General features: G+C 73.9%; 26 protein-coding genes. 4 read left to right on the forward strand and 22 right to left on the reverse strand.

Features of this window, described 5'->3' with window-relative positions:
* Nucleotides 1–250: 250 nt before the first annotated feature.
* The 11 genes from lgt to hisI all read right to left on the reverse strand — a co-directional run bounded on the left by lgt (nucleotide 251) and on the right by hisI (nucleotide 9,474).
* Nucleotides 251–1,321 carry a prolipoprotein diacylglyceryl transferase gene (lgt, locus tag ACZ514_RS31340; protein WP_469126249.1) on the reverse strand — a complete coding sequence of 357 codons (1,071 nt, stop codon included), beginning with the start codon at nucleotides 1,319–1,321 and terminating at the stop codon, nucleotides 251–253.
* A gap of 88 nt (nucleotides 1,322–1,409) precedes the next feature.
* Nucleotides 1,410–2,366 carry a DsbA family protein gene (locus ACZ514_RS31345; RefSeq protein WP_468697753.1) on the reverse strand — a complete coding sequence of 319 codons (957 nt, stop codon included), beginning with the start codon at nucleotides 2,364–2,366 and terminating at the stop codon, nucleotides 1,410–1,412.
* 95 nt (nucleotides 2,367–2,461) lie between these two features.
* On the reverse strand, nucleotides 2,462–3,292 hold the full coding sequence (gene trpA / locus ACZ514_RS31350) for a tryptophan synthase subunit alpha (RefSeq protein WP_469126250.1): 831 nt from the start codon (nucleotides 3,290–3,292) through the stop codon (nucleotides 2,462–2,464).
* Nucleotides 3,289–4,545 (reverse strand): tryptophan synthase subunit beta, encoded by a 1,257-nt coding sequence (gene trpB / locus ACZ514_RS31355; protein WP_469126251.1) that lies wholly within the window; start codon nucleotides 4,543–4,545, stop codon nucleotides 3,289–3,291. The genes trpA and trpB overlap by 4 nt, the downstream gene beginning before the upstream one ends.
* Before the next feature lie 205 nt (nucleotides 4,546–4,750).
* On the reverse strand, nucleotides 4,751–4,960 hold the full coding sequence (trpM, locus tag ACZ514_RS31360) for a tryptophan biosynthesis modulator TrpM (protein WP_468166983.1): 210 nt from the start codon (nucleotides 4,958–4,960) through the stop codon (nucleotides 4,751–4,753).
* 8 nt (nucleotides 4,961–4,968) lie between these two features.
* Complete coding sequence (trpC, locus tag ACZ514_RS31365) at nucleotides 4,969–5,778, reverse strand: indole-3-glycerol phosphate synthase TrpC (RefSeq protein WP_468166981.1); 810 nt, start codon at nucleotides 5,776–5,778, stop codon at nucleotides 4,969–4,971.
* Between the two features lie 191 nt (nucleotides 5,779–5,969).
* The gene (locus ACZ514_RS31370; RefSeq protein WP_469126252.1) at nucleotides 5,970–6,467 is read right to left on the reverse strand and encodes a DUF2752 domain-containing protein; all 498 of its coding nucleotides are present in this window, start codon (nucleotides 6,465–6,467) and stop codon (nucleotides 5,970–5,972) included.
* A gap of 66 nt (nucleotides 6,468–6,533) precedes the next feature.
* The gene (locus tag ACZ514_RS31375) at nucleotides 6,534–6,785 is read right to left on the reverse strand and encodes an HGxxPAAW family protein (protein WP_468166977.1); all 252 of its coding nucleotides are present in this window, start codon (nucleotides 6,783–6,785) and stop codon (nucleotides 6,534–6,536) included.
* 131 nt (nucleotides 6,786–6,916) lie between these two features.
* Nucleotides 6,917–7,546 carry a TIGR02234 family membrane protein gene (locus tag ACZ514_RS31380; RefSeq protein ID WP_468166975.1) on the reverse strand — a complete coding sequence of 210 codons (630 nt, stop codon included), beginning with the start codon at nucleotides 7,544–7,546 and terminating at the stop codon, nucleotides 6,917–6,919.
* 22 nt (nucleotides 7,547–7,568) lie between these two features.
* Nucleotides 7,569–9,089, reverse strand: a complete 1,521-nt coding sequence (locus tag ACZ514_RS31385) for an anthranilate synthase component I (RefSeq protein ID WP_468697760.1) — start codon at nucleotides 9,087–9,089, stop codon at nucleotides 7,569–7,571.
* 19 nt (nucleotides 9,090–9,108) lie between these two features.
* A complete protein-coding gene (gene hisI / locus ACZ514_RS31390; RefSeq protein WP_468166971.1) occupies nucleotides 9,109–9,474 on the reverse strand; it encodes a phosphoribosyl-AMP cyclohydrolase in 366 nt (121 codons plus the stop codon).
* An 83-nt stretch (nucleotides 9,475–9,557) separates the two neighbouring features.
* Between hisI and ACZ514_RS31395 the strand changes: the two genes are divergently transcribed.
* Complete coding sequence (locus ACZ514_RS31395) at nucleotides 9,558–10,190, forward strand: TIGR03085 family metal-binding protein (RefSeq protein ID WP_468166969.1); 633 nt, start codon at nucleotides 9,558–9,560, stop codon at nucleotides 10,188–10,190.
* 125 nt (nucleotides 10,191–10,315) lie between these two features.
* Here the strand turns inward: ACZ514_RS31395 and hisF are convergent, their stop codons facing one another.
* The 8 genes from hisF to hisD are packed head-to-tail and all read right to left on the reverse strand — an operon-like array spanning nucleotide 10,316 to nucleotide 16,004.
* Nucleotides 10,316–11,071 carry an imidazole glycerol phosphate synthase subunit HisF gene (hisF, locus tag ACZ514_RS31400; protein WP_468697763.1) on the reverse strand — a complete coding sequence of 252 codons (756 nt, stop codon included), beginning with the start codon at nucleotides 11,069–11,071 and terminating at the stop codon, nucleotides 10,316–10,318.
* Nucleotides 11,068–11,454, reverse strand: a complete 387-nt coding sequence (locus ACZ514_RS31405) for a RidA family protein (protein ID WP_469126253.1) — start codon at nucleotides 11,452–11,454, stop codon at nucleotides 11,068–11,070. The genes hisF and ACZ514_RS31405 overlap by 4 nt, the downstream gene beginning before the upstream one ends.
* Nucleotides 11,451–12,179, reverse strand: coding sequence for a bifunctional 1-(5-phosphoribosyl)-5-((5-phosphoribosylamino)methylideneamino)imidazole-4-carboxamide isomerase/phosphoribosylanthranilate isomerase PriA (gene priA, locus ACZ514_RS31410; protein ID WP_468166963.1), 729 nt, complete (start codon nucleotides 12,177–12,179; stop codon nucleotides 11,451–11,453). The genes ACZ514_RS31405 and priA overlap by 4 nt, the downstream gene beginning before the upstream one ends.
* The gene (hisH, locus tag ACZ514_RS31415) at nucleotides 12,179–12,820 is read right to left on the reverse strand and encodes an imidazole glycerol phosphate synthase subunit HisH (RefSeq protein WP_468166961.1); all 642 of its coding nucleotides are present in this window, start codon (nucleotides 12,818–12,820) and stop codon (nucleotides 12,179–12,181) included. The genes priA and hisH overlap by 1 nt, the downstream gene beginning before the upstream one ends.
* Nucleotides 12,817–12,984: a hypothetical protein gene (locus ACZ514_RS31420; protein WP_468166959.1), complete on the reverse strand. Its 168-nt coding sequence runs from the start codon at nucleotides 12,982–12,984 to the stop codon at nucleotides 12,817–12,819. The genes hisH and ACZ514_RS31420 overlap by 4 nt, the downstream gene beginning before the upstream one ends.
* A gap of 1 nt (nucleotide 12,985) precedes the next feature.
* Nucleotides 12,986–13,579: an imidazoleglycerol-phosphate dehydratase HisB gene (gene hisB, locus ACZ514_RS31425; RefSeq protein ID WP_468166957.1), complete on the reverse strand. Its 594-nt coding sequence runs from the start codon at nucleotides 13,577–13,579 to the stop codon at nucleotides 12,986–12,988.
* Nucleotides 13,576–14,685 (reverse strand): histidinol-phosphate transaminase, encoded by a 1,110-nt coding sequence (locus tag ACZ514_RS31430; RefSeq protein WP_468697766.1) that lies wholly within the window; start codon nucleotides 14,683–14,685, stop codon nucleotides 13,576–13,578. The genes hisB and ACZ514_RS31430 overlap by 4 nt, the downstream gene beginning before the upstream one ends.
* On the reverse strand, nucleotides 14,682–16,004 hold the full coding sequence (gene hisD, locus ACZ514_RS31435) for a histidinol dehydrogenase (RefSeq protein ID WP_468697769.1): 1,323 nt from the start codon (nucleotides 16,002–16,004) through the stop codon (nucleotides 14,682–14,684). The genes ACZ514_RS31430 and hisD overlap by 4 nt, the downstream gene beginning before the upstream one ends.
* Before the next feature lie 122 nt (nucleotides 16,005–16,126).
* On the opposite strand from hisD, the gene ACZ514_RS31440 reads away from it, so the two are divergent.
* From ACZ514_RS31440 to ybaK, 3 genes are read left to right on the forward strand one after another with little or no spacing between them, the layout of a single operon-like run.
* Nucleotides 16,127–17,716 carry an oxidoreductase gene (locus tag ACZ514_RS31440; RefSeq protein ID WP_469126254.1) on the forward strand — a complete coding sequence of 530 codons (1,590 nt, stop codon included), beginning with the start codon at nucleotides 16,127–16,129 and terminating at the stop codon, nucleotides 17,714–17,716.
* Between the two features lie 34 nt (nucleotides 17,717–17,750).
* Nucleotides 17,751–18,491, forward strand: a complete 741-nt coding sequence (locus tag ACZ514_RS31445; RefSeq protein WP_468166949.1) for an LON peptidase substrate-binding domain-containing protein — start codon at nucleotides 17,751–17,753, stop codon at nucleotides 18,489–18,491.
* Between the two features lie 4 nt (nucleotides 18,492–18,495).
* Nucleotides 18,496–19,008, forward strand: coding sequence for a Cys-tRNA(Pro) deacylase (gene ybaK / locus ACZ514_RS31450; RefSeq protein ID WP_469126255.1), 513 nt, complete (start codon nucleotides 18,496–18,498; stop codon nucleotides 19,006–19,008).
* A gap of 36 nt (nucleotides 19,009–19,044) precedes the next feature.
* Here ybaK and ACZ514_RS31455 read toward each other — a convergent pair whose 3' ends face one another.
* The 3 genes from ACZ514_RS31455 to ACZ514_RS31465 are packed head-to-tail and all read right to left on the reverse strand — an operon-like array spanning nucleotide 19,045 to nucleotide 21,526.
* The gene (locus tag ACZ514_RS31455; protein WP_469126256.1) at nucleotides 19,045–19,659 is read right to left on the reverse strand and encodes a hypothetical protein; all 615 of its coding nucleotides are present in this window, start codon (nucleotides 19,657–19,659) and stop codon (nucleotides 19,045–19,047) included.
* Between the two features lie 50 nt (nucleotides 19,660–19,709).
* Complete coding sequence (locus ACZ514_RS31460) at nucleotides 19,710–20,492, reverse strand: ABC transporter permease (protein ID WP_468166943.1); 783 nt, start codon at nucleotides 20,490–20,492, stop codon at nucleotides 19,710–19,712.
* Nucleotides 20,489–21,526 (reverse strand): ABC transporter ATP-binding protein, encoded by a 1,038-nt coding sequence (locus ACZ514_RS31465; protein WP_468166941.1) that lies wholly within the window; start codon nucleotides 21,524–21,526, stop codon nucleotides 20,489–20,491. Before ACZ514_RS31465 ends, ACZ514_RS31460 begins: the two co-directional genes overlap by 4 nt.
* Nucleotides 21,527–21,549: the final 23 nt, after the last annotated feature.

A 21,549-nucleotide genomic window follows, 5' to 3' on the forward strand; every position in this document is an offset into this window, starting at 1 on the left:
GACCGGCGGCGGGCAGATGCGGCTCAAGCCGCACCCACTCCGCATTCGTCAGATCACCCCGCCCCATGCCCCACCTAACGACCGGACAAGCAGACGGTCACAAGATCCGCCGGACAGGACCTAGGCCCCGGGGAACGGTGGAAGGGCCGGGAGGGGAACACCCCCGCGCGGCGGCGGCTCCCCCGGGCCGGCCGGGTACGCCGGAGGGGGCGCCGCAGTACGCGCGGCGCCCCCTCCGGTGGAGACCCGGTCAGCCCTTGTCGGCCTCCGCGGCCTTCGTGAGGCTCGTGGGCTTCGGCTCGGCGTCGGCCGCCTGGGCCTCCGCACCCGCCGGGACGGCGTCGGCAACGGCACCGGCACCGGGCTTGGCGAGGCTCGGGGACTTCGCCCCGGAGCCGGCCGCCTCACCCTCCGGGACGGCGCCGGCGTCCTTCGGCTCGGCCGAACCCGCGTCGGCCGAACCCGCGTCGGCCGGACCCGCGTCGGCCGGACCCGAACCGCCGCCGGAGGCCCCCGGTTCCACGACCGCCTCGCGCCCCGGCCGCAGCTTCGCCGACAGCACGAAGTAGACCACCGCGCCCACGAAGACCACGATCGCGGTCCAGACGTTCAGCCGGAGCCCCAGGACGTGGTGCGCCTCGTCGACGCGCATGTACTCGATCCAGCCGCGCCCCGCGCAGTAGGCCGCCACGTACAGGGCGAACGCCCGCCCGTGCCCCAGCTTGAAGCGCCGGTCCGCCCAGATGACCAGCGCGGCCACGCCCAGGCACCACAGGGACTCGTACAGGAAGGTCGGGTGGTAGGTGCCCGCGACCCGGTTGGGGCCCTCGCTGATCTCCAGCGCCCACGGCAGGTCGGTCGGGCGCCCGTACAGCTCCTGGTTGAACCAGTTGCCCCAGCGCCCGCAGGCCTGGGCGAGCGCGATGCCCGGGGCGAGCGCGTCGGCCCAGGCGGGCAGCGGGATGCCGCGCAGCCGGCAGCCGATCCAGGCGCCGACCGCGCCGAGCGCGATCGCGCCCCAGATGCCGAGGCCGCCCTCCCAGATCTTGAAGGCGTCGACCCAGTTCCGGCCTTCGCCGAAGTAGAGCTGGTAGTCGGTGATCACGTGGTAGAGGCGACCGCCGACCAGTCCGAAGGGCACGGCCCACACGGCGATGTCCGCGACCGTGCCCGGCTTTCCGCCGCGCGCGATCCACCGCTTGTTGCCGAGCCAGACGGCGACGAAGACGCCGATGATGATGCAGAACGCGTAGCCGCGCAGCGGGATCGGTCCGAGATCGATCACGCCGGTCGACGGGCTGGGGATGTAAGCAAGGTCCATGACAGACCTGACGCTACCCTGCCGGGCGGTACGCACCGCAACCCGCCCGGCAAGCTGAAATCAAAACCACACGCGGCCGGACCGCCGCTCAGCCTCCCGAGCCGGCTCCCGCCCCGGTCCGGGAGCCGGAAGCGGAACCCGGTCCGGCGGTGGGGGCGCTCCGGGTGCCGCTCCTCGTCCCGCCGTTGCCGGACGGGGACGCGGAGGCGGACGCGGCCGCGGAGGGGGAGGCGGACGGTGACGGGACGGCCTTGCCGCCGGTGCCCTCGACCTTCTCCTTCAGCTTCTGCGGCGTCAGCGGATTCGCCTGGTCGGAGAAGATGTCCTTGCCGTCGAGGAGCACGGTGGGGGTGCCCCGGAACTTCCCGGTGCGGAAGGCCTCGTGCGACTTGAGGACCCAGCTGTTGTGGGTCCCGTCCTCCACGCAGGAGCGGAAGGCCGGGGTGTCCAGCCCGTCGACCTTGCCGGCCAGTTCCAGCAGCCTGGCGTTCTTGCCGAAGGCGTCGTCGGTTTCCTGCGGCTGGTTCTGGAAGAGGAGGTCGTGGTACGGGGCGAACTTGCCGGCGTCCTGGGCGCAGGCGGCGGCGTTCGCCCCCTTCAGGGAGCCGGTGCCGCCCATGTTCCCGTCGATCAGGGTGACCAGGTGGTACTCGACCTTGAGCAGCCCCTTGGCCTCCAGGTCGTGGATGGTGGTGCGGTAGTTGTCCTCGAAGGCCTTGCAGGCGGGGCAGCGGAAGTCCTCCCACACCGTGAGGGTGGACTTGGCGCCGTCCTTGCCGGTCTGGATGGCGAGCGCGTCCTTGCCGGTGGCTCCGGAGGGCGCGGCCACCGGGCCGTCCTTGCCCGGCTTGTCGCCCTTGCCGGCGTTGGCCGCGATCACGCCGACGACGGCGGCCAGGCCGAGCACGCCGAGGACCGCTCCGGCCACCAGGAAGGTCCGCCGGCGCTTGTCCCGGGTCTTCTGCCGCTCGCGCTCCTCCTGGAGTCGCTCCCGGGCCGATCGTTTCGTCGCATCGCGGTTCGCACCGTCGTTCTTCTCGCTCACGACCGGCCAAACGAAGCGGGGAGGCACTCGCGTGCCTCCCCGCTCACGTTTCCACCCGATCGGGCTACAGAACCCCTTTCGGGGCCCGTCCCGGGTCAGGACCTGCGTACGCCTTCCGCAAGCTCGCCCGCCAGTGCCCGCACGGCCGACAGGCCGGCCGGCAGGTCGGGGGCGTCCAGGAGCAGCTTCACGAAGGCCGAGCCGACGATCACGCCGTCGGCGAAGCCCGCGACCTGCTTGGCCTGCACGGCGTTGGAGACTCCCAGGCCCACGCAGACCGGCAGGTCGGTGGTGGCGCGGGTGCGGCGCACCAGTTCCTGGGCCTCGTCGCCGACGGACTCGCGGGTGCCGGTGACGCCCATGAGGGAGGCCGCGTAGACGAAGCCGGAGCCGGCGGCGGTGATGGTCGCCAGGCGTTCGTCCCGGCTGCTGGGGGCGACGACGAAGACGGTCGCCAGACCGTTCTTCGCCGCGTGCTCGCGCCACAGCGCGGACTCCTGGACCGGCAGGTCGGGCAGGATGCAGCCGGCACCGCCGGCGGCCGCCAGCTCGGCGGTGAACCGCTCGACGCCGTAGCGGTCGATGGGGTTCCAGTACGTCATGACCAGGATCGGGACCCCGGTGGCCTCGAAGGCCTCACGGACGGTGCGCAGCACGTCGGCGATCCTGACGCCGCCGCGCAGGGCGATGTCGTCGGCGGTCTGGATGACGGCGCCGTCGAGGACCGGGTCGCTGTGCGGCAGGCCGATCTCGACGATGTCGGCGCCGCCCGCGATGACGGCCTTGACGGCCTCGATGCCGCCGTCGACGGTCGGGAAGCCGGCCGGGAGGTAGGCGACGAGGGCCGCGCGGTCCTCGGACTTGGCCTTGGCGAGGGTGGCGCTCAGCAGATCCAGGTGGCCGGTCCTGTCGGTGGCGTTGCTCACTTGTTCTCCCCCTCGGTGCCCTCGGCTCCGTCGTACAGCCCGAAGTAGCGGGCGGCCGTGTCCATGTCCTTGTCGCCCCGGCCGGACAGGTTGACCACGATCAGCCCGTCGGGGCCCAGTTCCCTGCCCAGGTCGAGGGCGCCCGCGAGGGCGTGCGCCGATTCGATGGCCGGGATGATGCCCTCGGTGCGCGAGAGCAGGCGCAGGGCCTGCATGGCGGCGGCGTCGGTGACCGCGCGGTACTCGCCGCGGCCGCTGTCCTTCAGGTAGGAGTGCTCGGGGCCGATGCCCGGGTAGTCCAGCCCGGCCGAGATCGAGTAGGGCTCGGTGATCTGGCCCTCCTCGTCCTGGAGGACGTAGCTGCGCGAGCCGTGCAGGATGCCGGGCTCGCCCGCGGTGAGGGTGGCGGCGTGCTCGCCGGTCTCCACCCCGTGTCCGGCGGGCTCGAAGCCGACCAGGCGGACCCCGGTGTCCGGGATGAAGGCATGGAAGAGGCCGATGGCGTTGGAGCCGCCGCCGACGCAGGCGGCGACCGCGTCGGGGAGCCGGCCGGCGCGCTCGATGATCTGGCGGCGGGCCTCGACGCCGATGACGCGGTGGAAGTCGCGGACCATGGCGGGGAAGGGGTGCGGGCCGGCGACGGTGCCGAAGAGGTAGTGCGTCCGGTCCACGTTGGCGACCCAGTCGCGGAAGGCCTCGTTGATGGCGTCCTTGAGGGTCCGGGAACCGGACTTCACGGCGATGACCTCGGCGCCGAGCATGCGCATGCGGGCCACGTTGAGGGCCTGGCGCTGGGTGTCGATCTCGCCCATGTAGATGGTGCAGTCGAGGCCGAAGAGGGCGCAGGCGGTGGCGGTGGCCACGCCGTGCTGGCCGGCGCCGGTCTCGGCGATGACGCGGGTCTTGCCCATGCGCCTGGTGAGCAGCGCCTGCCCCAGCACGTTGTTGATCTTGTGCGAGCCGGTGTGGTTGAGGTCCTCGCGCTTGAGGAAGATCCGGGCGCCGCCCGCGTGCTCGGCGAACCGGGGCACCTCGGTCAGGGCGCTGGGCCGGCCCGTGTAGTTGACCATGAGGTCGTTGAGCTCGGCGGCGAAGGCCGGGTCGCCCTTGGCCTTCTCGTACTCGACGGCGACCTCGTCCACGGCGGCGACGAGGGCCTCCGGGATGAACTTGCCGCCGAAGTCGCCGAAGTAGCCCTCGGCGTTGGGGACGTGACCCTCCGGGTCCGGGATGAAGAACGAGCTGGTGGACATGGCCACTACTCCTACGGGTGCGGAATGCGAGGTTTCGCTCGACGCGGGCTGGATGCACCGTATTGCGCCGCCGGTCCGCCGCCCGCGCACCCCGCTGGGGGGTGGGCGGCGCGGGGACGGGAGGGTCCGCGCCCGTGAGGGGCGGGGACCGTACGCGGCCGTCCGCGCCCGGTACGTCAGGGGTACCGGGCGGGGAGGGCCGTCGTCACGGCGCGGCTCCGGCGCGCCATCGCATGCCGTTGACCTGCCCGGGCTCGGACCCGATCACGTAGCGCACCCGCCTGCCGTGCACGCGGCGCGCCGGGGCGCGGCAGCCGCGGGGGCGGCAGCCGCGCGCCAGGGGCGCGTGCGCCGTCGGCACGCCGGCCGGGCCGTGGCCCGGGCGGGTGCGGACGGAGGAGCGGACGGGAGGCATGGGAGTGGTCAGCTCCGCCCGTGGCGCAGGGCGGGGTGCGCGCCGGCGGCGACGAGGTCGGCGACGGCCGCCTTCGGGTCGCGGCCGGTGACCAGGGACTCTCCGACGAGGACGGCGTCGGCGCCCTCGTTGGCGTAGGCGATCAGGTCGTGCGGTCCGCGGATGCCGGACTCGGCGACCTTCACGATGTGGGGCGGGATCTCTCCGACGATCCGCTCGAAGGTGGAGCGGTCGACCTTGAGGTCCTTGAGGTTGCGCGCGTTGACGCCGATGATCTTGGCGCCCGCGGCGACGGCGCGCTCGATCTCCTCCTCGTCGTGGACCTCGACGAGCGGGGTGAGGCCGATGGACTCGGCCCGCTCGATGAGGGAGACCAGGGCCTCCTGCTCCAGGGCCGCGACGATCAGCAGGACGAGGTCGGCGCCGTAGGCGCGGGCCTCCCACAGCTGGTACGCCGTGACGATGAAGTCCTTGCGCAGGATCGGGACGTCCACGCGCGCGCGGACGGCCTCGAGGTCGGCGAGCGAGCCGCCGAAGCGGCGCTGCTCGGTGAGGACGGAGATGACCGCCGCCCCGCCGGCCTCGTAGTCGGCGGCGAGCCCGGCCGGATCGGCGATGGCGGCCAGCGCGCCCTTGGAGGGGCTGGAGCGCTTGACCTCGCAGATCACCTTGACGCCGTCGCCACGCAGGGCGGCGACACCGTCCTTGGCCTGGGGCGCCTTGGCGGCACGCTCCTTGAGCTCGTCGAGGCTCACGCGGGCCTGCCGTTCGGCAAGGTCTTCGCGGACCCCTTCGATGATCTCGTCGAGCACACTCACGCGAGCGGCCCCCTTCCGGGTTGATGACGGTCGGCCGCCTTGCAGACACGTTCCACTGCAAGGTCAGCACTCAAATGGTATCCGCAGGTCGCCGAGGCCTCCGCACGGACTTCTCGGTGTCCCATGGACTGGACACCCGGAATATGGCCCTCCCGTAGTTCCCGCCGGATCCCGCGAGGGCCTGTGCCGGGTCAGGGGGCCAGGGCCGAACCGAAGGGGAGGTTCCGGACGATCGAGAAGGCCAGCACCAGGGCCCCGACGCCCCACCAGACGGCCCGCCCCGGGGCGATCCGGGGGACGGGGCCGCCGCGGAAGGCCCGCAGCAGCCACAGGGCCGTGAACGCGGCGAACACCAGGTAGCCGGCCACCGCCACGGCGTTGGCGCCGAGGGCGGCCGGCAGGTCCCCGGTGGCGAAGGCGTGCGCGCTGCGCAGCCCGCCGCACCCCGGGCACAGCACCCCGGTCAGCCGGAACAGCGGGCAGACCGGGTAGTGCCCGGGCTCGTTGGGGTCCACGGCGCCCACGTACGCGAACGCCGCCACCGCCCCGGCCAGGGTGAGCGCGGGGGCGGCCAGCCGGCGGGCCCGGGAGGCCCGTACGGGCGCCTGGGCGGGCGGCAGCGGCTGCCGGAGCGCCGCGTGCGGGGTGTCGGTGTGAGGGGCGTCCACGCGCTGATTCTCTCCGCTCATGCCGAAAGGCGCAGCCCGACGGGGCCGCGCCTTTACGAGCGGACCGGCAGACCCGCGGGATCGCGCTCAGACCTTGGCGGGGACCCGGTTGGCGGCGATGACCTCGGCGAGGTCGCGGTGGCCGTCCTTCGGCGCGCCCATGCCGGCGGCCCGCATCGCGAGGCCGACCACACCACCGAGCGCGACGACGACCATGCCGGCCCAGAACCCGAGCGGGTTCGCCAGCACCATGAAAGCGCCGGAGACGCAGAAACCGATGAAGGCGATGATGACACCGGTCCAGGCGGCCGGGGTGTGTCCGTGGCTCGTGCCCGCCATGAGTTGCTCCTCGTTGCTCTGTCTCAAGCGTGTAGAGAGCGCGGTCTGTGTCGCACGCTCGCTGTCGGTGTCATTCTCCCGCACGGGGCCGCCGGTTTCGCCAGTGGGTGGGGGGTCCGGGGCGGGCCCGCTCAGCCGGTGGGGTCCTCGCCGCGGTCCAGCGCCTTCCACAGGTCCTCCGGCCGGTCCGGGTCCACCGGGGCCGGGGTGCGTCCGCGGGGGCTGCCGTCGCGCTCGTAGCGGCCCCCCATCGCGGGCCAGTCGCGGCCGAAGCGCAGCGCGAGCAGTCCCGCGAGCAGGATCAGCGCCGCGCCGGAGGCGGTGACGTACGGCCACGCCGTGTGGCTCAGCTCCATCACCCGGGCGGCGGTGTCGGCGGTCGCGGTGGCGGCCCGCTCGTCCAGCGCCCGCCGGTCGTCGGCGGCGGCCACGGCGGCCAGCGCGGCGCCCAGGCCGCTCAGCGCGAGCAGTCCGGAGACCAGCAGGCGCCCGCGGCCGCGTACGGCGAACACGGCGACCAGGGCGGCGAGGCCGACGATGGCCAGGGCCGCCGGGAGGCCCGTGACGGCCCGCCCGTCGGCGGTCAGGGGCAGGCTGCCGCCCCCGATGGAGGCGCTGCCCCGGGCCCAGGTGCGGCCCGAGGCGAGCAGGACGACGGTGGCGCCGAGCGCGCCGAGCAGCAGGGCGACGGCCACGGTGCGGCGGCCGGTGCTGCTCCCGGCGGCCTCGGCCTCTGTGGGGGGGTGGGGTACGGCGGTCACGTACCCACTATCCCCTACGGCCTCAGGCGCGGTGGAGGCGGTTCGCCGCTCCCACGGCGCGGAGCACGGCGGCGGCCTTGTTGCGGCACTCCTGGTCCTCCAGCTCCGGCACCGAGTCGGCGACGACCCCCGCCCCGGCCTGCACGTACGCCGTCCCGTCGCGCAGCAGCGCGGTGCGGATGGCGATGGCGGTGTCGGAGTCCCCCGCGAAGTCGAGGTAGCCGACGCAGCCGCCGTACAGGCCGCGGCGGGAGGGCTCCAGCTCCTCGATGATCTGCATGGCGCGCGGCTTGGGCGCGCCGGAGAGGGTTCCGGCGGGGAAGCAGGCGGTGAGCACGTCGAAGGCGGTCCTGCCCTCGGCGACCCGCCCGGTGACCGTGGAGACGATGTGCATGACGTGCGAGTACCGCTCGATGCTCATGAAGTCGACGACCTCGACGGAGCCCGGCTCACAGACCCGGCCCAGGTCGTTGCGGCCGAGGTCGACGAGCATGAGGTGCTCGGCGCGCTCCTTCGGGTCGGCCAGCAGTTCCTCGGCCAGGTCGTTGTCCTCCTGCGGGGTGGCGCCCCGGTGGCGGGTGCCGGCGATGGGGTGGACCATGGCCCGGCCGTCCTCGACCTTGACCAGCGCCTCGGGGCTGGACCCGACGACGTCGAAGCCGTTCTCGAAGCGGAAGAGGTACATGTACGGGGACGGGTTGGTGGCCCGCAGCACCCGGTAGACGTCCAGGGCGGAGGCGTGGCAGGGGGTCTCGAACCGCTGCGAGGGCACCACCTGGAAGGCCTCGCCGGCCCGGATGCGTTCCTTGACGTCCTCGACGGCCGCCTGGTACTTCTCGCCGCCCCACAGCGCGTCGAAGGGCGGCAGCTCCGCGTCCGGGAGCGGGGCGGGCGCGTACGGCGCGGGCCGCGCCAGGTCGGCCTCCATCGCGTCGAGACGGGCGACCGCGTCGGCGTGGGCCTCGTCCGCGCCGGTGTCGAGGGCGTTGTGGTTGATCGCGTTGGCGATGAGCAGGACGGTGCCGTCCCAGTGGTCGAGGACCGCCAGGTCGGAGGTGAGGAGCATGGTCAGCTCGGGGAGTTCCAGGTCGTCCTCGGTGTGGTCCCCGATGCGCTCCAGGCGCCGGACGATGTCGTAGCCGAGGTAGCCGACCATGCCGCCGGTGAAGGGCGGCATGCCGCCCGCGAGGTCGCGGGGGGTGTGCAGGGCCTCGACGGTGGCGCGCAGGGCCTCGAGGGGGTCGCCGTCCGTGGGGACGCCGACGGGCGGGGTGCCGATCCAGTGCGCCTGCCCGTCCTTGACGGTGAGGGTGGAGGCGCTGCGGACGCCGACGAAGGAGTAGCGGGACCAGGAACGGCCTCCCCCGCTGCCTCCGGTGTGGGAGGTACCCCCAAGGGCCGATTCCAGCAGGAACGTGCCGGGGCGTTCGGCGGCCAGCTTCCGGTACAGCCCGACGGGGGTGTCCCCGTCGGCCAGCAGCCTGCGGCTCACGGGGATGACGCGGCGGTCGGCCGCGAGCTTGCGGAACGTCTCGAGATCCATGGGGTGGGACCCTAACTGGCTAGCTGGCGTCGCTGAGGAGGACATCGTCGTCGAAGCAGGTACGGGCACCCGTGTGGCAGGCGGCGCCGACCTGGTCGACCTTGACGAGCACGGTGTCGGCGTCGCAGTCGAGGGCGACGGACTTCACGTGCTGGAAGTGGCCGGAGGTGTCCCCCTTGACCCAGTACTCCTGCCGGCTGCGGGACCAGTAGGTGCAGCGGCCGGTGGTGAGGGTGCGGTGCAGGGCCTCGTCGTCCATCCAGCCGAGCATCAGCACCTCACCGGTGTCGTACTGCTGGGCGATGGCGGGAACCAGGCCGTCCGCGGAGCGCTTGAGGCGGGCGGCGACGGCGGGGTCGAGGGAGGACGTACTCATGGGCCCCATTGTGCCGCGCGGAGGGCCCTGTTACGGATCACCGTCCGCCTGATGGGCGGCGGCGGGCGGCCCCCGGTCGTAGGCTGGCCCGCATGTCTACCCATGCGAAGCGTGAACGCCTGTTGCTGGCGGACCTTTTGGAGGCGGCGGGACCGGAGTCGCCGACGCTGTGCGACGGCTGGACCTGCCGGGAACTGGCGGCGCACGTGGTGGTGCGCGAGCGCCGCCCGGACGCGGCGGGAGGGCTGCTGCTGAACGTGCTGAAGGACCGCCTCGACCGGGCGATGGCCGAGTACGCGGCCAAGCCCTACGAGGAGCTGGTCCAGCTGATCCGCACCGGCCCGCCGAAGCTGTCCGTGTACGCCCTGAAGCAGATCGACGAGGCCGCGAACGCGGTGGAGTTCTACGTCCACGCCGAGGACGTGCGGCGCGCCCAGCCGGACTGGTCGCCCCGGACGCTGGACCCGGTGTTCTCGGACGCGCTGTGGTCCCGGCTGGAGAAGCTGGCCCGTCTCACGGGCCGCCGCTCGCCGGTGGGGCTGGTGCTGCGCCGCCCGGACGGGCGCACGGCGGTGGCCCACAAGGGCGTACCGGTGGTGACGGTGACCGGGGAGCCGGGTGAGCTGACGCTGTTCTGCTTCGGCCGGCAGGACGCCGCCGCCGTGGAGCTGGACGGCGAGAAGGAGGCCGTGGCCCGGCTGACGGTGGCCCGGCTGGGGATCTGAGCCCCGGGCGCCCCGGCCGGGACCGGCGGACCGGCCGGGACCGGCGGACCGGCCGGGACCGGCGGACCGGCCGGTCCCCGTCCGGCCGGGCCGCCCCTCGCGGGGGCCCGGCCGGACGGCCCGGGTCAGCGGACCGGGTGGCCGGCTTCGCGGAGGGCCGACTTGACCTCGGAGATCCGCAGGTCTCCGAAGTGGAACACCGAGGCGGCGAGGACCGCGTCGGCGCCCGCGCCGATGGCGGGCGCGAAGTGCTCCAGCCGGCCCGCACCGCCCGAGGCGATCACCGGGACGGTGACGTGCGCGCGCACGGCGGCGATCATCTCGGTGTCGTAGCCGTCCTTGGTGCCGTCGGCGTCCATGGAGTTCAACAGGATCTCCCCGGCGCCCAGTTCGGCCGCCCGGTGCGCCCATTCGACGGCGTCGATGCCGGTGCCCCGGCGGCCGCCGTGGGTGGTGACCTCGAAGGATCCGGCCGCGGTGCGGCGGGCGTCGACCGACAGGACGAGGACCTGGCGGCCGAAGCGCTCGGCGATCTCCTGGATCAGCTCGGGCCGGGCGATGGCGGCCGTGTTCACGCCCACCTTGTCGGCGCCGGCCCGCAGCAGCTTGTCGACGTCGTCGGCGGTGCGGACGCCGCCTCCGACCGTGAGCGGGATGAAGACCTGCTCGGCGGTGCGCCGGACCACGTCGTAGGTGGTCTCGCGGTTGCCGGAGGAGGCGGTGATGTCGAGGAAGGTCAGCTCGTCGGCGCCCTCGGCGTCGTACAGCTTGGCCATCTCCACCGGGTCGCCGGCGTCGCGCAGGTTCTGGAAGTTGACGCCCTTGACGACCCGGCCGTTGTCCACGTCCAGGCAGGGGATCACGCGTACGGCGAGGGTCACGGCGCCACCTCCCCGTAGGCCTCGACCTCGACCTCGACGACCATGCCGGGGTCGACGAAGCCGGAGACGATGAGCATCGTGGCGGCGGGGCGGACGGTGTCGAACAGTGCCTTGTGGGCGCGGCCCACCTCGTCCACGTCCCGGGCGTGCGTCAGGTACATCCGGGTGCGGACCACGTGCTCAGGGCCGAGTCCGGCCGCGGCGAGCGCCTTGAAGGCGACCTCGAAGGCCTTGACCGTCTGGTCGTAGGGGCCGCCCGCGTCGGCCGCCGTGCAGCCGGAGACCAGGACCAGGCCGTTGGGGAGGACCACGGCGCGGGAGTAGCCGATGACGTCCTCGTAGGGGCCGCCGGAGGAGATGCGGTGTACGTCGGGGGAACTCATGCGCGGACCGCCTCCAGGGCTTCTTCCAGGGTGAAGGCCTTGGCGTACAGGGCCTTGCCGACGATGGCGCCCTCGACGCCGAGGGGGACAAGCCCGGACAGGGCCCGCAGGTCGTCCAGCGACGAGACGCCGCCGGAGGCGACGACGGGCCGGTCGGTGGCGGCGCAGACGTTCCTCAGCAGCTCCAGGTTGGGGCCGGTGAGCGTGCCGTCCTTGCCGATGTCGGTGACGACGTAGCGGGCGCAGCCCTCGGAGTCCAGGCGGGCGAGGGTCTCGTAGAGGTCGCCGCCCTCGCTGGTCCAGCCGCGGCCCTTGAGGGTGGTGCCGCGCACGTCGAGGCCGATGGCGATCCGGTCGCCGTGCTCGGCGATGGCCTTGGCGGCCCACTCGGGGGTCTCCAGGGCGGCGGTGCCGAGGTTGACGCGGGTGCAGCCGGTGGCGAGGGCCGCGGCGAGGGTGGCGTCGTCGCGGATGCCGCCGGACAGCTCGACCTTGATGTCCATGGCCCGGGTGATGTCGGCGACCAGGGACCGGTTGTCACCGGTGCCGAAGGCGGCGTCCAGGTCGACGAGGTGCAGCCATTCGGCGCCGGCGGCCTGCCAGGCGAGGGCCGCCTCCAGCGGGGAGCCGTAGGAGGTCTCGCTGCCCGACACGCCGTGCACGAGGCGTACGGCCTGGCCGCCGCGGACGTCGACCGCGGGAAGGAGTTCCAGAGTCTTCGGCATCAGAGGGTCTCGATCCAGTTGGTGAGGAGCTGGGCGCCGGCGTCGCCGGACTTCTCGGGGTGGAACTGGGTGGCCCACAGGGCCCCGTTCTCCACCGCCGCGACGAAGCGCTCGCCGTGCGTGGCCCAGGTGACCCGGGGGGCGCGGATCACCGGGTTGGTGACTTCCAGGCTCCAGTCGTGGGCCGCGTAGGAGTGCACGAAGTAGAAGCGCGCGTCGGCGTCCAGACCGGCGAAGGCCTGGCTGTCGGCCGGGGCCTCGACGGTGTTCCAGCCCATGTGCGGGACCACGGGGGCCTTCAGCGGACCGACGGTGCCGGGCCACTCGTCGAGGCCCTCGGTCTCCACGCCGTGCTCGATGCCGCGCTCGAAGAGGATCTGCATGCCGACGCAGATCCCCATGACGGGACGGCCGCCGGAGAGCCTGCGGCCGATGATCCAGTCGCCGCGGGCATCCTTCAGGCCCCGCATGCAGGCGGAGAAGGCGCCGACACCGGGGACGAGGAGGCCGTCGGCGTCCATGGCCCTGTCGTAGTCGCGGGTGATCTCGACGTCCGCTCCGACGCGCGCGAGGGCGCGCTCGGCGGAGCGGATGTTGCCGAAGCCGTAGTCGAAGACCACGACGTTCTTCTTGGCGCTCATTCCCACATTCCCTGGATTCGCAGGACTCCCGCGGCCAGGCACATCACGGAGCCGAGGGCGAGCAGGACGATCACCGAGGTGGGCATCTTCTGCTTCTGGAAGGAGTAGACGCCCCCGGCCAGGAACAGGCCGAGGACGATGAGGATGGTGTTCAGGCCGTTCACGCTAGAGGGCGCCCTTCGTGGAGGGCAGGATCCCGGCGGCGCGCGGGTCGAACTCGGCGGCGTAGCGCAGGGCCCGGGCGAGGGCCTTGAACTGGCACTCCACGATGTGGTGGGCGTTGCGCCCGTACGGGACGTGGATGTGCAGGGCGATCTGGGCCTGCGCGACGAAGGACTCGAAGATGTGCCGGGTCATCGTCGTGTCGTACGAGCCGATCATCGGCGCCATGTTCTCGGGCTCGGTGTGCACGAGGTAGGGGCGGCCGGAGAGGTCGACGGTCACCTGGGCGAGGGACTCGTCCAGCGGGACGGTGCAGTTGCCGAAGCGGTAGATGCCGACCTTGTCGCCGAGGGCCTGCCTGAAGGCGGCGCCCAGCGCGAGGGCGGTGTCCTCGATGGTGTGGTGGCTGTCGATGTGCAGGTCGCCGTCCGTCTTGACCGTGAGGTCGAAGAGGCCGTGGCGGCCGAGCTGGTCGAGCATGTGGTCGTAGAAGCCCACGCCCGTGGAGACGTCGACCTTGCCCGTGCCGTCGAGGTTTATCTCGACGAGGACCGAGGTCTCCTTCGTGGTCCGTTCGACCCGTCCGATGCGGCTCATGCGTGCTGCTCCTTCTTCAGTGCGCGAACCGCTTCCAGGAACGCGTCGTTCTCGGCCGGGGTGCCCGCGGTGACCCGCAGCCGGCCCGGTACGCCGTTGTCCCGGACCAGGACGCCCTGGTCGAGGATCTTCTGCCAGGCGGTGTGGGAGTCCTCGAACTTCCCGAACTGGATGAAGTTCGCGTCGGACTCGGTGACCTCGTACCCGAGGGCCCGCAGCTCGGTGACCAGGCGGTCCCGCTCGGCCTTGAGCTGCTCGACGTAGCCGAGCAGCGTGTCGGTGTGCTCCAGCGCGGCCAGCGCGGTCGCCTGGGTGACGGCGGACAGGTGGTACGGCAGGCGTACGAGCTGCACGGCGTCGACGACGGCGGGGTGCGCGGCGAGGTAGCCCAGGCGCAGGCCCGCCGCGCCGAAGGCCTTGGACATGGTCCGGGAGACCACCAGGCAGGGGCGGCCCTCGATCAGCGGGAGGAGGGAGTCGCGGTGCGAGAACTCCACGTACGCCTCGTCCACGACGACCAGGGTGGGCTTGACGGCCTGCGCGGCCTCGTACAGGGAGAGGACGGTCTCGGCCTCGACGGCGGTGCCCGTGGGGTTGTTGGGCGAGGTGATGAAGACGACGTCGGGGGCGTGCTCGGCGATCGCCCGCTCGGCCGCCTCCACGTCGATGGTGAAGTCCTCGCGGCGGGGACCGGAGACCCAGCCCGTGCCGGTGCCGCGCGCGATGAGCGCGTGCATGGAGTACGAGGGCTCGAAGCCGATCGCCGTGCGCCCCGGGCCGCCGAAGGCCTGGAGCAGCTGCTGGAGGACCTCGTTGGAGCCGTTGGCGGCCCAGACGTTCTCCTTGGCGACGGGGTGCTTGCCCGTGCGGGTCAGGTAGGCGGCCAGCTGGGTGCGCAGCTCGACCGCGTCCCGGTCGGGGTAGCGGTTGAGGGTGCGGGCCGCCTCGGCGACGCGTTCGGCGATGCGCCGTACGAGCGGCTCGGGCAGCTCGTACGGGTTCTCGTTCGTGTTCAGCTGGACGGGCACGTCGAGCTGCGGGGCGCCGTAGGGGCTCTTGCCGCGCAGTTCGTCCCGGATGGGGAGGTCGTCGATGCCGAAGGTCACTGGCCGGGCACCTTCCATCCGAAGCGCGCCTTGAGGGCCGCGCCGTGCGCGGGCAGGTCCTCCGCTTCGGCCAGCGTCACCACGTGGTGGGTGACCTCGGCGAGGGCGTCGCGCGTGTAGTCGACGATGTGGATGCCGCGCAGGAAGGACTGCACGGACAGGCCCGAGGAGTGGCAGGCGCAGCCGCCGGTGGGCAGGACGTGGTTGGAGCCGGCGCAGTAGTCGCCGAGGGAGACCGGCGCCCAGGGGCCGACGAAGACCGCGCCGGCGTTGCGCACCCGGGCGGCCCAGGAGGCGGCGTCGGCGGTCTGGATCTCCAGGTGCTCGGCGCCGTACGCGTCGACGACCTTGAGGCCGTCCTCCAGGGTGTCCACCAGCACGATCGCGGACTGCTTGCCGGCGAGGGCGGGCTTGATCCGGTCCTCGACGTGCTTGGTCGCGGCGACCTGCGGCTCCAGTTCCCTCTCGACGGCGGCCGCGAGTTCCGCGGAGTCCGTGACGAGGACGGCGGCGGCCAGCGGGTCGTGCTCGGCCTGGCTGATCAGGTCGGCGGCGACGTGCACCGGGTCGGCCGTGGAGTCAGCGAGGACCGCGATCTCGGTGGGGCCGGCCTCGGTGTCGATGCCGATCTTCCCGGTGAAGTAGCGCTTGGCGGCGGCGACCCAGATGTTGCCGGGGCCGGTCACCATGTTCACGGGCGGGCAGTCCTCGGTGCCGTACGCGAACATCGCGACGGCCACGGCGCCGCCGGCGGCGTACACCTCGTCCACGCCGAGCAGCGCGCACGCGGCGAGGATCGTCGGGTGCGGCAGGCCGCCGAACTCCCTCTGCGGCGGAGAGGCCAGCGCGATCGACTCGACGCCCGCCTCCTGGGCGGGGACGACGTTCATCACGACGGAGGACGGGTACACCGAACGGCCGCCCGGCGCGTACAGCCCGACGCGCTCGACCGGAACCCACTTCTCGGTCACGGTGCCGCCCGGGACCACCTGGGTGACGTGCTCGGTGCGGCGCTGGGCGCGGTGCACGACGCGGGCGCGCCGGATGGACTCCTCCAGGGCGGCGCGGACGGCCGGGTCGAGCTGCTCCAGGGCGGCCGCGAGGGCCTCCGCGGGCACCCGGACCTGCGTGAGCTCGACGCCGTCGAACTTCCGCGCGTACTCGATCAGCGCCGCCGTGCCACGATGATGGACGTCCTCGCAGATGGGCCGCACCTTCTCCAGGGCGGCTTCCACGTCGAACTCGGCACGGGGCAGCAGGTCGCGCAGGGCGCCGCCCTCGGGGAGGGCGTCACCGCGCAGGTCGATACGAGAGATCACGCCCCAATTCTCTCAGACCGCCTCCCACGGCCGTCCGCCCGTATCACTGGCTGATACACGCCCCGGACGTCACCGCCGCCCCGTAGCGTTCTCGTACACGTGGATGACAGCGGGGGGCTGCCATGACCGAAGCGCGCGGGGACGGGCCGCCGGACGGCCTCACGGGGCCCGAACAGCGGATGTGGGAGTGCTTCCGGGCGGGCGCCGTCTGCGACCTCGGCGCCCGTGCCGCCGGCCTGGACGATCCGCACTCCGGCCCGGCCTGGGGTCCGGAGCGCCACGTCCGGGCGGAGGTCGTGGCGCACCTGCTGCTCGCCGGGCCGGCGCCGGTCCCGGGCCGTGTCGGCTGCCTGAAGCTGCGCGGTGCGCGGATCACCGGGCGGCTGGATCTGTCCGGTGGCACGGTGGCCCCGTACGTGGAGATCCGTTCGTGCCGCTTCGACGGCGAGATCCAGGTGTCCGAGACCCGCTTCGGCACGCTGCGGCTGGACAACTGCGCGGTACCCCGGCTGGAGGGGGCCCGGCTGCACACCGAGGGCGACCTGCACCTGGCGCGCTGCCGGGTGGCGCGCGGGATCCGGCTGACCGACGCGCAGATCGGCACGGACCTGCTGCTCGGCCAGGCGGTCGTCCAGCGGGACGGCCGGGGCCGGGCCGTGGCCGCCGACGGGATGGCGGTCGCGCAGGACTTCCACGGCGACCTGCTGGAGACGCACGGGGAGGTGAGCCTGCGCGGGGTGAAGGTGGGGGCCTCGATGAGCCTGCGCGGAGCGCGGCTGGGCAACCGGCACGGCCGGCGCGCGCTCAACGCCCCGACCCTGACCGTCGAGCGGACCCTGTACCTGACCTCCGTCGGCCCGGCCTCCCCCACGGGCGACCCGGACCGCCCGTACGACTGGAGCACGACCCCGACGGCCGGCGGGCCGGTGCAGCCCTTCGAGTGCCGGGGCGGGCTGCGGCTGGACGACGGCCGCTTCGGCGACTCGGTCGACTTCCACGGGGCCCGGTTCGAGCTGCTGCCCGACCAGGAGGTCTCGCTGCGGCGGGTGCAGACGCCCGAGCTGCGGTTCGTCGGGGAGGCCCCGGAGGCGGGCCGGGTGGTGGTGTCCGGCGCGAAGGTGGTCAGGCTCGTCGACCGGTCGACGAGCTGGCCGGGGCGCGGGCGGGTGTCCATGGAGGGCTTCGTCTACGAGGACCTCGCGCCCCGGGGCCACTTCCCGCTCTCCCGCCGCCTGGAGTGGCTGGAGGCGGCCACGCCCGAGTACTCCCCGGGACCGTACGAGCTGCTCGCCTCCGTGCTGCGCGCCGGCGGGGAGGACGCCGGCGCGCGGGAGGTGCTGGTCGCCAAGCAGCGCCGCCGGCGGGCCACGCTGCCGCCGGCGGCCAGGGCGTGGGGGCACCTCCAGGACTGGACGGTGGTCTACGGGTACCGGCCGGGGCGGGCGGCGCTGTGGATGGCGGTGCTGTGGGCGGCGGGCACCCTGCTGTACCTGCGGCACGAACCGCCGCCGATCAAGGCGGACGAGCACCCGCAGTGGGACGCCGCCCTGTTCGCGCTCGACCTCCTGCTCCCGGTGATCGACCTCGGCCAGCAGGGCCAGTGGAAGCTGGAGGGCGGCTGGCAGTGGGGGTCGGCGGCGCTGGTGCTGCTGGGCTGGATCCTGGCCACGACGGTGGCGGCGGGCGCGTCGCGGCTGCTGAGGCGGGGGTGACGGCCCGGGCCGTCCGGCCACTACCCTGTGCCAGGTGACCACCGTTCGCCTGCCCCTCTTCCCGCTGAACTCGGTGCTGTTCCCGGGCCTCGTGCTGCCGCTGAACGTCTTCGAGGAGCGGTATCGCGCCATGATGCGCGAGCTGCTGAAGACGGGGGAGGACGAGCCGCGCCGGTTCGCGGTCGTCGCGATCCGCGACGGCCGGGAGGTCGCCCCGACCGCGCCCGGACTGCCGGACCAGACGGCCCTGCCCGAGAAGGGCCCGGCCGCGGGCTTCGGTCCGGACCCGGTCCAGGCGTTCCACCGGGTGGGCTGCATCGCGGACGCGGCGACGATCCGGGAGCGGGAGGACGGCAGCTTCGAGGTGCTGGCCACCGGCACGACCCGGGTGCGGCTGCTCTCGGTCGACGCGTCGGGGCCGTTCCTGGTCGCGGAGCTGGAGGAGCTCGCGGAGGACGCGGGCGAGGGTGCGGGCGCCCTGTCCGAGGGGGTGCTGCGGGCCTTCCGCAGCTACCAGAAGCGGCTGGCCGGGGCCCGTGAACGGTCGCTGGCCTCCGCGGCGGACCTGCCGGACGAGCCGTCGGTGGTGTCGTACCTGGTGGCGGCCGCCGCCGTGCTGGACACGCCGTCGAAGCAGCGGCTGCTCCAGGCCCCGGACACCGCGACCCGTCTCGCGGAGGAGCTGAAGCTGCTCCGTGCCGAGACGGCCGTGATCCGGCACCTGCCGTCCCTGCCGGCGGTGGACCTCACCCGCACCCCGACGAGCCCGAACTGAGCCCGTGGCGAAGAAGAAGCAGCAGCCGGCGGGCACGCCGGCCATCACCGCCCTCACCGCGTCGGGCGTCGACTTCACCACCCACGCCTACGAGCACGACCCGGCGCACCCCTCGTACGGCGAGGAGGCGGCGCAGGTCCTGGGCGTCTCCCCGGACCAGGTGTTCAAGACCCTGGTCGCCGACGTGGACGGGGCCCTGACGGTGGCGGTGGTCCCGGTCGCCGGCTCGCTGGACCTGAAGGCCCTGGCGGCCGCGGTGGGCGGGAAGCGGGCGGCGATGGCCGATCCGGCGCTGGCGGAGCGCACCACGGGGTACGTCCGCGGCGGGATCTCCCCGCTGGGGCAGCGCAAGCGGCTGCGTACGGTGCTGGACGCGTCCGCCTCGGGGCATGCCACGATCTGCGTCTCGGCGGGCCGCCGGGGCCTGGAGGTGGAGCTCGCCCCCGCGGCGCTGACCACCCTCACGGGCGCGACGCTGGCGCCCATCGCCCGCCCCCGGGGCGGGCCGTCGAAATAGCGCCCCCGCCGGGGCGCCGCCGGTGGAGCGCGCCGGTCAGGAGGAGTGCACGTGCGGCGGGGGGTACGCGTCCCCCGGGTGCCAGTCGTCCTCCGGCCCGGGGTCGCGCGGCCCCCACAGGGCCGTCAGGCCCAGGTGCACCGCCGCGGCCGCCATCGGCCACACCAGCAGCACCCCGTGCGCGAGCAGCTGGAGCGGCGCGTCGAACGGCACCCCCTTGCCCGCCTTGGCGGCGGCGGCCGGGACGTTCGGACCGGGGTCGAGCCACAGGCCGAGCCGCCATCCCGCCAGCGAGGCGAAGCAGGCTCCGACGGCCAGCCCGATCACCAGCGGTACGCCCCCGCGCCGGCGCCACAGGAAGACGCCCACCGCGCTGAGGACGCCGAGCCCCAGGGCCAGCAGGAAGAAGGTGCCGTCGGCGCCGATCCGCGCCTCGCTCTCGGTGTTGCGCAGGAAGACGGCCTCGCCGTTGGAGACGTACTGCACGCGCGGCGCGAGCCATGCCCAGAGCAGTCCGAGCAGTACCCCGCACACGCCCACCACGAGGGTGACGGCGGCCCCGTCGCGGATGTCCGCCGGGGTGACGGCGGCCTCCGGGCCGGGGGGCGGGGACACGGTCGGCTGCTGCTGCGGGGTCACGGCTTCGGTCACTCCCACATCGTGCCAGGTCTTCGGACGGAAGGGGCGTCCGGGCGGGGCCGTCAGCGGACCGCGGCCCGCCGGTACGCCCAGGTCGCGAGGGCCAGGGACAGTACGCCGACGGCTGCGCACACCCCGAGGTCGAGGGCGACCGCCGCCCAGTCGGGGTGCGGGGCGAAGGTCTCCGCGAAGGCCTCCACCCCGTAGGTGGACGGCAGCAGGTCCCGCGCCCACACGATGACGTCCGGCATCCGTTCGGCGGGCAGGACGCCCAGCAGCAGCGCCGCCGACATGCCCAGCTGGCCGGCCAGCGTGGCCAGCTCCTGGCGGGGCGCGAGCAGGCCCAGCGCGGCGCCCAGCCCGGCGAGCGCGGCCCCGGCCAGGGGGACCACGGCGGCCAGGATCCACAGCCCGCCCATCGGCAGGCCGAACAGCACGCAGCCGAAGACGGCCGTCACCAGCGTGCCCGGCAGGGTGAAGGAGGCGTACGCGGCCGCGGCGCCCAGCACCACCGAGGCGGGCGGCACCGGCAGGGTGGCGTAGTGGTCGAGGCCGCCGCCGGCCCGCAGCTGCCCGAAGTACTGGGCGAGCAGGTTCAGTGCGACGAAGGCGACGACCAGGACGGAGGAGCCCGCGACGACGGCCCGCGCCTCCGAGCCGCCGTCCACCACGCCCCGCATCAGGACCATGATCCCGACGGACTGGAAGGTGGCGACGAACAGCAGCGGTATCCGGGCGACCCGGGCCCGGGACAGCTGGGCGCGGTAGACGGCGGCGAGCGCCGGGAACAGCCCCGCGCGGGGCGCGAGGTCCGCCGGAGCGGGGGCGGCGGCAGCGGTGGTCACGACTTGACCAGACCCTTCGTACGGCCGCCCAGCGCGAGGTACACGTCCTCCAGGCTCGGCGTGGCCAGCGTGAAATCGTCGAGGGCGGCGAAGGCGGGGCCGCCGGTCACGGCGGCGACGGCCGCGCGGGCCTCGGCCTGTCCCAGCCGCAGCACCCAGCGGCGGCCGGACTCGGCGGCCAGCGGGGCGAGCGCGGCGACCTCGGGCACGTCCAGCGGCGGGGCCGTGCGCCAGACCAGCTCCAGGCGGACCTCGTCGGAGACCTTCGCCTTGAGGCCGGCCGGGGTGTCGCAGGCGATGACCCGGCCCTGGTCGACGACGGCGACCCGGTCGAGGACGGTCTCGGCCTCGATGACGTTGTGGGTGACGAGCAGGACCGTGGCCCCCTGGCTCCGGCGCCGCCGGTCCACGGCCTCCCAGACGGCCCGCCGGGCCACGGGGTCCATGCCGGTGGTGGGCTCGTCCAGGACCAGGACCGGCCGCTCCCCCACCAGCGCGGCGGCGAAGCAGGCGAGCCGGCGCTGTCCGCCGGAGAGCTTCTTCAGGGGGCGCGCGGCGATCTCGGTCAGCCCGAGTTCCTCCAGTACGCCGTCCCGCGCGGCCCGCGCCTCGCGCACGGCGAGCCCGCGCAGCCGGCCGGTGGTCTCGGCGGCCAGCGCGACGGTGAGCTCGTCGAGGGCGGTGGACTCCTGGCCGAGGTAGGCCAGCAGCCGGGAGGCCCGCTCGGGGTGGCGTACGAGGTCGTGGCCGAGCAGGTTCACGGAGCCGGAGTCGGGCCGCAGCAGCCCGGTGAGCTGGCGGACCAGGGTGGACTTCCCGGCGCCGTTGGGGCCGAGCAGGCCGAAGACCTCGCCGCGCCGGACCTCCAGGGAGATCCCGTCGTTCGCCCGGGTGCGGGGCAGGGCGGGGGCGCCGCGCCGGCCGCGTACGGCGGGGTAGGTCTTGACCAGGTCACGCACCGCGCAGACCACGTCCGAAGCGGCCTCCGCGGCCGCTGCCGTGGTGGGTCCTGCCTGTGCTGTGCCCGTACTCACGAGGGAGCAGCCTACGCGGCTTC

Source organism: Streptomyces sp. NPDC034086 (assembly GCF_055575515.1).